Annotated in this window: 8 protein-coding genes; 6 read left to right on the forward strand and 2 right to left on the reverse strand. The window is 56.2% G+C overall.

Annotated elements, in window-relative coordinates; genetic code table 11:
- Nucleotides 1-135 precede the first annotated feature (135 nt).
- Entirely contained in the window at nt 136-783 is a 648-nt protein-coding gene (locus ACP5OT_RS10740; RefSeq protein ID WP_424675355.1) for an NUDIX hydrolase, read from the forward strand.
- Nucleotides 784-856: 73 nt separating this feature from the next.
- Here the strand turns inward: ACP5OT_RS10740 and ACP5OT_RS10745 are convergent, their stop codons facing one another.
- The gene (locus ACP5OT_RS10745; RefSeq protein WP_424675354.1) at nt 857-2038 is read right to left on the reverse strand and encodes a S1C family serine protease; all 1182 of its coding nucleotides are present in this window, start codon (nt 2036-2038) and stop codon (nt 857-859) included.
- 188 nt (nt 2039-2226) lie between these two features.
- Nucleotides 2227-3168: a TIGR01777 family oxidoreductase gene (locus ACP5OT_RS10750; protein WP_428111526.1), complete on the reverse strand. Its 942-nt coding sequence runs from the start codon at nt 3166-3168 to the stop codon at nt 2227-2229.
- A 144-nt stretch (nt 3169-3312) separates the two neighbouring features.
- Here ACP5OT_RS10750 and ACP5OT_RS10755 point away from each other — a divergent pair, with 144 nt between their 5' ends.
- The 5 genes from ACP5OT_RS10755 to ACP5OT_RS10775 form a co-directional block, all read left to right on the forward strand.
- Complete coding sequence (locus tag ACP5OT_RS10755) at nt 3313-6687, forward strand: cyclic nucleotide-binding domain-containing protein (protein WP_428132085.1); 3375 nt, start codon at nt 3313-3315, stop codon at nt 6685-6687.
- 85 nt (nt 6688-6772) lie between these two features.
- Nucleotides 6773-7774 carry a LacI family DNA-binding transcriptional regulator gene (locus tag ACP5OT_RS10760; RefSeq protein WP_424675351.1) on the forward strand — a complete coding sequence of 334 codons (1002 nt, stop codon included), beginning with the start codon at nt 6773-6775 and terminating at the stop codon, nt 7772-7774.
- On the forward strand, nt 7771-8679 hold the full coding sequence (rbsK, locus tag ACP5OT_RS10765) for a ribokinase (protein ID WP_424675350.1): 909 nt from the start codon (nt 7771-7773) through the stop codon (nt 8677-8679). The genes ACP5OT_RS10760 and rbsK overlap by 4 nt, the downstream gene beginning before the upstream one ends.
- Entirely contained in the window at nt 8676-9071 is a 396-nt protein-coding gene (gene rbsD, locus ACP5OT_RS10770) for a D-ribose pyranase (protein ID WP_424675349.1), read from the forward strand. The genes rbsK and rbsD overlap by 4 nt, the downstream gene beginning before the upstream one ends.
- 32 nt (nt 9072-9103) lie before the next feature.
- On the forward strand, nt 9104-9829 hold a 726-nt coding region (locus ACP5OT_RS10775; RefSeq protein ID WP_428132087.1), incomplete at its 3' end, for an ABC transporter permease.

Raw genomic sequence — 9829 nt, forward strand, 5'->3', positions numbered from 1 at the left:
AGATCTCGATAACTCGATTGTAGCGAAGAAGAGCGGTCGCGGCAAGTTAAGAGAATTATTTAGGTATACTAAATAATTTTCACGCCTAAGACAATCGCAGTACAATAGGGCAAACACGCACGTGTCGAGTACGTTATGCCTTGGAACGAAGACATCAACCGCATTCGGCAGGCTCTTGCCGAACCACCGCCGGCGCGTGACGAACTGCTGATTTTGCGCCGGCTCGATGGTACACCACTGCGCCCATTTACGCCACCACCGGATGTAACCCCACGTCGGTCGGCGGCGCTTCTGCTCCTGTTTCCCCACGACCACGGCCTATACGTCCCGCTGACCGTGCGTTCGAGCCGAGTGACGACCCACCGCGGTGAGGTATCGCTGCCAGGTGGTGGTATCGATCCCGATGACGATGGTGCGGTGGGAGCAGCGCTCCGCGAAGCGCACGAAGAGATCGGCGTTGATCCGACCAACATCGAGGTGCTCGGGGCACTAACGACCTTCTACATCCCTCCTAGCAACAATTATCTGACACCCATTGTAGGTTTTCATCCGACGGAATTTGTGCCAAACCACGATCCGGAAGAGGTCGAGCTTGTCTTTACGGTACCACTCTCTTCTCTGTTCGATCCGGCCATCATCCGTGAAGAGATTTGGGAACGGAACGGTATACCGATGCGGGTACCGTTCTTTGCGTTGAACGGTTATAAAGTTTGGGGAGCAACTGCACTCTTGCTGAGTGAATTTGTGGCTCGGCTACGGCGGATCGGATGGGAAGAGCGCTAAGCACGCACTCAAGCCAAAAAGGGGCGCACGCATGTACGCCCCTTTCTCCATAGCACGCTGCGTGCCCTGCGCATCAGCGCAAATCGCTTGGCCGCTCACCGAGGGTAACCTTCACGTTCTGCTCCTTTCCATCGCGGAGGATGGTCAATTCAACCGTATCACCGGGCCGGTACTGCAACAGCAACTGACGCAACGACGTATTGGCATCGAGCCGTTGACCATTGACTGCCGTAATGATGTCGCCTTCGCGCAGACCGGCTTGTGCTGCTGCGGTATTAGGCAACACCGCCAACTGACCACTCAGACCAGAGCTAATGAAGGCACCATTCTGCACGGGCAGATTATACTGAGCCGCCACTTCACCATCGATCATCAGATAGGTAATACCGAGGAAGGGATAGCGCACCTGACCGGTCGCAATGATCTGATCGGCCACATTGGCGAAGATACTGCTCGGCACGGCAAATCCCAACCCTTCAACCGGCGCGCTGCTACCGAAGCCAAAATCGTTGCGCACGACCATCGTGTTAATGCCAACTACTTCACCCTTCAGGTTAATCAGCGGGCCGCCGCTGTTTCCACTATTGATCGCAGCGTCGGTTTGGATCAGGCCCTCCATGCCACTACCGGGCACCGAACGGTTGAGCGCACTCACAACACCGGCGGTAACGGTATTGCGGAAGTTGCCGAGGGGGCTACCGATAGCCAGCACCGTCTCGCCGGGCTGTAACGCTGCCGAATCGCCGATCTGGGCCACGCCGGGCACTTCACCATCAACTTTCAGCACGGCAATATCGTTGAGTGAATCGGTACCGACCAAGCGAGCCTGCCGGCGAGTACCATCGGCAAAGAGAACGAAATAGCGCTGTCCTCCATCAACGACGTGATTGTTGGTAATGATATAACCGTCATCGCGGATAATCACCCCACTGCCGCTCCCACGACCGGTACTACTCTCGACGGTGACCGTCACTACCGCAGGTGCGACGCGCTTCACCGCTTCCACCATAGCATCGGACAAACTAACGACTGCGGTTTCAGGAACAGTTGCCGATCCAGTCGTCGGTTGGGTTGGTGATACAGCACTAGTGGTAACCGGTTGGCTCTTGAGCGCGGATACTGTCGCCGAAACTTCGGCAACGGTCTGCCGTGAGACCAAATACCCTGCGACACCGCCAGCCGCCCCACCGCCCGCTACACCGATAAAAATGCCTAGCAAAAAGACGAAGATCAACGCCAAGCGATTAATATTCATACCGAACCTCCTTTGCATCAAGCAGTAGCAACTGCTTTGTGCTGAGGTTATCATGCACCGCGGATTTTAATATTTAGTTAGAGCAAGGTAAGAAGTTGATGAGATGGTGGGTACGGTAATAAGCAAATCGACGTGTCGAGCCATAAGGTAAAGAGCAAGCCCCACGTAGTGGAGCGAGCCACCCTGCGTTAATGAGGCAGATTCAGCAGATCGCGTAACGCCGGCTCAAGCTCGGTAAAGTGAAACCGATAGCCGAGACTAAGCGCCTTGCGAGGGAGAGCATTCTGACCATAGACGACTACATCGGCCATTTCACCCAAGGCAATGCGCAAACTAAACTCAGGGACCGGCAACCACGACGGCGAACCGAGCACCTTCCCAAGCACGGCGGCAAAATCACGATTGGCGAGCGGTTTGGGAGCGGAGGCATTCAGCGGACCACGGACCTGTTCATGTTCGAGCGCAAAGCGGATTAAACCAACCTCGTCAGCCGGATGAATCCACGGATAGACTTGCGTTCCCGGCAAAATCGGACCGCCGGTTAACAGCTTAAACGGCAGCATAAGTTGCGGCAACGCTCCCGAGTCGGGATCGAGCACCAGACCGGTGCGGAGCATAACCGTGCGCACCCCCAACGCTTCAGCCTTGGCTGCTTCGGCTTCCCAGGCTACACACACCTGCGCCAAAAAGTCTTTGCCCGGAGGAGCATTCTCATCGAGCGGCGTGTTATCGCGGTAGGGTCCATAGTAACCTACTGCCGACGCACAGACAAAAACCGACGGACGCTGTTGGGCGCCAGCCATTGCATTGACGATCCCACGCGTACCGATGATCCGGCTATTGCGGATTTCTGCTTTATATTCCGGTGTCCACCGCCGACCTAGCAAGCCGGTCGCAACCGGTGCCCCGGCTAAATGCACTACGGCCCATGCGCCATCGATGGCTGCCGCCCATGGCCCCTGTTCAGCAGGCTGCCAGGCCACGTAGTCAGCAGCACCGGGTAACAGCGCACGAGCACGTTCGGGATTACGGCTAAAGATCACAAGCTGGTAATCGTCACGCAACTCGGCTACTAACTTGCGACCGATCAGACCGGTTGCTCCGGTGATAATAATACGTTTGTTGCTCATACTAGCATCGTACCTGTGATTTGAGGCATTGTCAATGGATTATAGACACGTCTGTTAAGATGAAAAAGAAGGCAACTCGATGCGTTGATCGGATTTGACAGCCACGTCCGGCAGCGGACACAACACGACCGCCGGAGCGCTCTTATGACACAACTTCTACGAGCACAGCGGCGGCTCTGGGCTGCTATAGAACAGCAAACCACGACACCGCCTACTCAACATCGTCGCATTTATCAACATATCAAGCACCAACTCGTCACTCATCCGGACGGTGAGCATGGGGTATGGAGCATCTTACGTCAACGCGCCGATCTGGCTCTCTATAAGCCACAACGGCTGAGTGACGTGATCGAAGAGACGTTGCTTGAGGATAACCAGCCCATCACCGTACTACGTAGCCCGAGCGGTCACTACCTGTGCTTGAGTACAGCCGAGCGTGAGTTGTGGCAAGCAATGGATGGCACACGCACCATTGCCCAACTCGCCACTATGGGCTTTCTGCGCTTTAAGCAACTGTTGCCGGTTGCCGACTTGGTAGAAACCCTACGCGCACAAGGATTTCTCACCGATACGTCGGTCGGCGTGTATCGCCATTTGCGCCACTACCTTGCACAGCAAACTGCCGAAGGGATTGGTCAGCGTCTGTTGAGCTTCACCCATGGCCGTAGCTTTGAGCTACAGCATGTGGATAGATGGTTCGATCTGCTGTACCGATGGGGTGGACGCTGGCTCTTTACCCGTTTCTTTGCCATCGTGCTTGGCATGCTGACGATTATCGGTATCACCTGCTACTTTTTACCGGGCGTCGGTGGTAGCGATCTCGTGAGCGACGAACACCTTGCCGGCGATATGTTGATGTTGGGAATGGCACTGTTTATCACGCTCACGCTCCACGAAATCGCGCATGGATTGGCCGTTAAACATTTTGGTCGGCATGTCGGACGAGCGGGGATCATGCTCTACTTCGGGATGCCGGCTGCCTTCGTTGATACAAGTGACATATGGTTGGCGCCGCATTCGGCCCGTATGCTGGTCTCGCTGGCCGGGCCACTATGCGACCTGCTCGTCGGGTCGCTGGCCGCGATCATTGCGTGGGCAGCGCCAGAGACGTTAGGCGGCATATGGATGCGTCGTATTGCAACCGCTTCGTACCTAACTGCGCTCTTCAACTTCAACCCGCTACTCGAACTTGACGGCTATTTCATCCTGGTCGACGCTTTACGCTTGCCAAACCTGCGTAAGCGTGCATTGGAATTTATTGGCGGACCATTGTGGCAAAAAATCCGGTCACACAGTCCGTTGAACCGGGAGGAGCGCATTTTTGCCGGGTACGGATTATTGAGCGCAATCTATACCGGTGTAGCGGTCATGATGGCGACCCTCTTCTGGCAACGCCAATTTGGGAGTATGGTTGGTGAACTCTGGGCGAGTGGCTGGTTCGGACAACTGCTGGCAATCTTGCTCTTTGGGCTGGTGATCGTCCCTTTGATTATCGGTATCATTTTGGCCGGTTGGGGGTTGGTACGAGCCACTGCCGACTGGATGGTACGACGCGGGTACACGCGCAACCCTTTGCTGATCGCAACCGTGTTTGGTCTACTGGCGCTGACGAGCGGACTATTCCCGCTACGGTTTGGGGTGAGTTGGGAAACCGGCCTTGTGCTGACCGGATGGTGGATGGTAGCCGTAATCGTACAAGGGTATCTACAAAGTGACTATGCAGGAGCGTGGATCAGCCGTGCCCTCGCCAGCTTCTTACTCATCAGCCTTATTGAAATGATAGCGCAAGCCGGCTACCTCGTCGCCCCCGATGCCGTGCGCATCTGGTCAGGCTTAGAGATTGCCGGTTACGCCTTGCTCTTGTTTGCCGGATTCATTGCATTGCTGGATGTCAACTTGCAGCAACAGAACAGCAGCCAATTGATCGCCAGTGCCTTGCTGCTGACACTAGCGTTTCCCTTAGGAGCCATTGCTGCCGAACTGATCAGGATCGCTCACCCAGAGTACAGTTCACTCTGGGCATTAATCGCCGCTGTACCTATCTACAGTGGAGTGATCGGTCAAGCACTGCTATTGCCACTGCTCATCAGTTTGCGCGATACCCGTCTCTTTTGGAGCTGGCTGCTACTCTGGTCAGGAATCCTTATCCAAATCGGGAGCTATTTACTCGAACTACTACCGGAGTGGCGCAACACTCCGCTTGCTCTCGTTAGCCTGATCGTAGCCGCCGGTCTGTGGGCCGCTGCATGGAGTACCCATCTCGTCACCTTGCGCAGTGTTAGTCTGAGTGGGTTAAGCTGGCCGCTCACGCCTGCACTCGGTGAGGCGGTACGGTTACAAGATGCTTTTCGGCATTTATACATTGGTTTGTACCGCCTCTTACGCAATAATTACGGTGTACAACGCACGCGAACCCTCGACGACCGGATGGACGTACTGGCAGCGACGGCAAACTGGGAGATCACTTTTGATCGCGATCAAGTTCGGATCGGCCCAACCGTACAGAGCCTCCCACTCGACGAGCAAGGAGCGCGGTACGCCGAGGTCTTACAGTATGCGGTAACGATCCTCGAACAATTGGCCGGTCGGACCTTTGCCCATCGCGCGCTAGTGGCCGCGTATGACGCATTGCCATGGCCGGAACGGGAAGCACTCGAACGACACTGCTTAGCGCAAATGGCGAAGGCATATGAGATCTTGCACACCTTCGGGAATGCACGTGAAGCCCGGATCAGACTGCTGCGCCAGATCGACCTGTTTGCCACGTGCGACGATCACGAATTACAAGCATTAGCTGCGGCGTTTACCGACCAACGAGTACACGCCGGTGAGATCATCTTAGGAGCCGGCGAGCCACCGCGAGGGATTTGGGTGATCGAAACCGGCGAAGTCCTCGCCCGCAACGGTGATACAGTTCAGGAACTGCACCGTGGCGACTACTTTGGCGAATTGCAAGGACCAGAAATCACCGACTACGAATACCGGGCTAGTATCGAGAGCATGCTCCTCTACTTACCGGCGGGTGAACTGCACCGAATGATGCACGGTGCCGCACCGCACACCGCGGAAGGTGCAGAACTGCTCAAGCGCATGCGGTTACTTGAGCGAGTATCCCTCTTTGCCAACCTACCGCGTGCTCAACTACGAGAACTCGCACGAGCGGCTATCCACCAAACCGTAGCGGCCCGCCACATCCTGATTCGACAAGGTCGGCCTAACGGCTATCTGTACGTTATTGCCGATGGACAAGTAGCCGTCTTACGACGAGAAGAAACCGAACAAGGCCCCCGTGGGAACGTTCGCTTGGTCGCACGGCTTGGCCCGACTGAATTTTGTGGCGAGGTAGAACTGATCCGTGGCACATTACCGGTAGCGACTGTTATCGCGCTCACACCACTAGACGTAATTGCAATACCGCACCATGTGTTGAAACGGGTGATGGTAGGCGGTGATCACATCACCCAACAATTTGAGCAGATCGGGAGCGGCCGATTATTGGAATGGCGTACCCAAAGCTAGCACGATAGCCGACAATTGGTGATTGACGGCAGGCGCATCGTCTGATATACTGCTGCGCAAACGATTGCGCAAACGATTTTTACCCATGACTACCATTCGCGAAGTCGCATTACGAGCCGGGGTTTCGCCATCGACCGTCTCGCACATCATCAACAACACACGGTTCGTAGCACCGGAGACACGCGCACGGGTGCTAGCGGTGATGGCCGAACTCAACTACCGACCGAACGTCTTGGCACGTTCACTACGGCGGGGAGAGACGCATACCATCGGGCTGATTTTGCCCGATAGCGCTAATCCCTTCTTTGCCGAAATCGCGCGGGCGATTGAAGACGCTGCATTTCGGGCTGAATATAACGTCATTCTCGGCAATACGGAAAATAACCTCGAGCGCGAGCAAGTGTACGTTGATGTCTTCGTCCAAAAGCAGGTTGATGGCTTGATCTTTGTAGCCACCGGTGACCAAAGCCCTTCGCTCGAAGAGCTATTGCGACTCGGCATACCGGTAGTCGTCGTTGATCGGCGGCTCCCCGGCCTTCAAGCCGACACCGTCTTGACCAACAACCTACAGGGCGGCCTGCAAGCAACGCGCTATCTGTTAGAGCGCGGCCACCGCCGGATCGGGTGCATCACCGGCCCCTCGCATCTGACACCGAGTGCCGATCGGGTCGTGGGCTATCGGCAAGCATTGACTGAATACGGAGTACCTATCGATGAGCGGCTAATCCGGCGTGGTGATTTCCACCCGCACTCAGGGTATGCGTTAACCCACGAGCTGTTGCAATGCGATCCACCACCAACCGCCTTGTTTGTATGCAACGATCTGATGGCACTAGGCGCACTCCGGGCATTGGCCGAAACCGGTCGGCAGGTACCACACGATTGTGCAGTAGTGGGGTTCGACGATATTGAGTTAGCTTCTTACGCCAACCCACCGCTCACCACCATTCGTCAAGACAAAGCCGCGCTAGCAACAATGGCAGTGCAATTTTTGCGCGAACGGATTGCGCGTACCGACATACCGGCCCGGACCTACACCGTGGCAACGACGCTCGTGGAACGATTATCAGGGGGAACAACCGTATGACACCAACCATCATCGTGGTGGGTAGCCTCAATATAGATCTGGTCGTGCGGGCGCCACGCCATCCGCAACCCGGTGAGACGCTGATCGGCAGTGATTTTCAGACCTTTCCGGGGGGCAAAGGGGCGAATCAGGCGGTTGCCGCCGCCCGGCTTGGCGCACGGGTACGAATGATCGGGCGGGTCGGGGTAGACGCTTTCGGTGATGCGCTTCTCAACGCCGCGCAGTACGATGGGGTTGACACCAGCTACATCCAGCGCGACCCTGACGCAGCCACCGGTGTCGCGCTCATCACCCTCGATGCTCACGGCCAAAATACCATTGTAGTCGCTCCTGGGGCGAACATGCGGGTGAGCGAAGCTGACGTACAGCGGGCGGAGGCACTATTTCAAGGAGCGGATGTCGTGTTGATGCAGCTCGAATGCCCACTCGACGCCGTGATGACAGCAACCGAGCTAGCACATCGATACGGAGTGCAGGTGGTGCTTAATCCGGCGCCGGCCCGTCCGCTGCCGGTGGCGTTACTGAGCCAAATCGATTATCTGCTGCCCAATCAGCTTGAATTACAAGCACTGGCGGAGGGCGAAACCGATCTGATGGCGGCGATCGAGCGTCTGCAACGGCAAGGAGTGCGTAATCTGCTGGTGACCCTCGGGTCAGAAGGGGCACTACTGGCGACTGCCGAACAGACCACCACAGTGCCGGCATTTCAGGTACCGGTCGTTGATACGGTGGCTGCGGGCGACGCATTTGCGGGCGCGTTTTGTGTGGCACTCGCCGAAGGCAAACCACCACTCGAAGCGGTACGGTGGGGCAACGCAGCCGGCGCATTGGCCGTCACGCGGGCCGGCGCCCAACCGTCGTTACCGTCACGAATGGAAGTGATGCGCTTGTTGGAGGTGCAATGAAAAAGACCTTGTTGTTAAACAGTGTGCTGTCCGAATTGATTGCCAGTCTCGGCCATGGCGATATGATCGTGATCGGCGATGCCGGCTTACCAATTCCGCCAGAGACACGGCGGATCGATCTGGCGTTGTGCCGTGGGATACCGCCGTTTCTTGAGACGGTGCGGGTGATAGTAAGCGAGATGCAGGTTGAAAAAGCGCTGATCGCGACGGAGACCGGCCAACGCAGTCCGCACATTCGTGACGGTTTGGGACAGCTTTTACCGAACACCCCCTTTGAAGAGGTAAGTCACGAGCAGCTCAAGGCATTATGTCGGCAAGCACGGGCAGTCGTGCGCACCGGTGAGTACACCCCATACGCTAATGTAATCTTAGTAGCCGGTGTGGTCTTCTAACCAGGCAGCGGCGCCAGATTTCGGAGTATCGTATGCGCGCATTCTCACTCACCGATGAACTGATCGATCGCCGCACATTCGGTCAACACTTTGGCTTGATTATTATCTTCGGCTTATTAGTGCTCGGCCTGACCCTGCTGTCCGACCGTTTTCTGACGCCGGCCAACTTGACCAATATTTTGCGGCAGACCGCCATTAACGGCATTATCAGCGTCGGGATGACGTTGGTCATTATCACCGGTGGGATCGATCTCTCGGTGGGATCGGTATTAGCGTTATCGGTCACAATCGGGGCAGCTCTGATGAAACAGGGCTGGTCGGTGCCGGTTAGCGTCATTGCCGCATTAGGTTGTGGTGCAGCATTGGGCTGCATCAATGGTCTCTTGATCGCGGTAGCGCGTATTCCACCCTTCATCGCTACACTAGGTATGCTCACGGTAGGACGCGGCTTAACTCTGCTCTACACGCAAGGACAACCCATTACCGGCCTACCGCCGACATTCCGCTGGATCGGCACCGGCGACATCGGCGGCATTCCATTCCCGATCATCCTCATGCTGCTGGTATTTATTATTGGTGGCATCTTCCTCTATCGAACCACCTATGGTATGCAGATCTACCTAATGGGCGATAATCCGGTCGCTGCCCGCCTCGTTGGCGTACCGGTGACACAACTAACCGTGCTGGTTTACACCCTCTCGGGCTTATGTGCTGCGTTAGCCGGTCTCGTTCTGATTGCCCGGCTCGACTCGGCTCAA

It is taken from the genome of Chloroflexus sp. (genome assembly GCF_049970315.1).
Lineage (GTDB): Bacteria > Chloroflexota > Chloroflexia > Chloroflexales > Chloroflexaceae > Chloroflexus.

What these genes read in the sequence shown, in the direction of transcription:
- ACP5OT_RS10740 (WP_424675355.1), top strand. Translation starts at nt 136, where the DNA reads ATGCCTTGGAACGAAGACATCAACCGCATTCGGCAGGCTCTTGCCGAA.
- ACP5OT_RS10745 (WP_424675354.1), bottom strand. Translation starts at nt 2,038, where the DNA reads ATGAATATTAATCGCTTGGCGTTGATCTTCGTCTTTTTGCTAGGCATT.
- ACP5OT_RS10750 (WP_428111526.1), bottom strand. Translation starts at nt 3,168, where the DNA reads ATGAGCAACAAACGTATTATTATCACCGGAGCAACCGGTCTGATCGGT.
- ACP5OT_RS10755 (WP_428132085.1), top strand. Translation starts at nt 3,313, where the DNA reads ATGACACAACTTCTACGAGCACAGCGGCGGCTCTGGGCTGCTATAGAA.
- ACP5OT_RS10760 (WP_424675351.1), top strand. Translation starts at nt 6,773, where the DNA reads ATGACTACCATTCGCGAAGTCGCATTACGAGCCGGGGTTTCGCCATCG.
- rbsK (WP_424675350.1), top strand. Translation starts at nt 7,771, where the DNA reads ATGACACCAACCATCATCGTGGTGGGTAGCCTCAATATAGATCTGGTC.
- rbsD (WP_424675349.1), top strand. Translation starts at nt 8,676, where the DNA reads ATGAAAAAGACCTTGTTGTTAAACAGTGTGCTGTCCGAATTGATTGCC.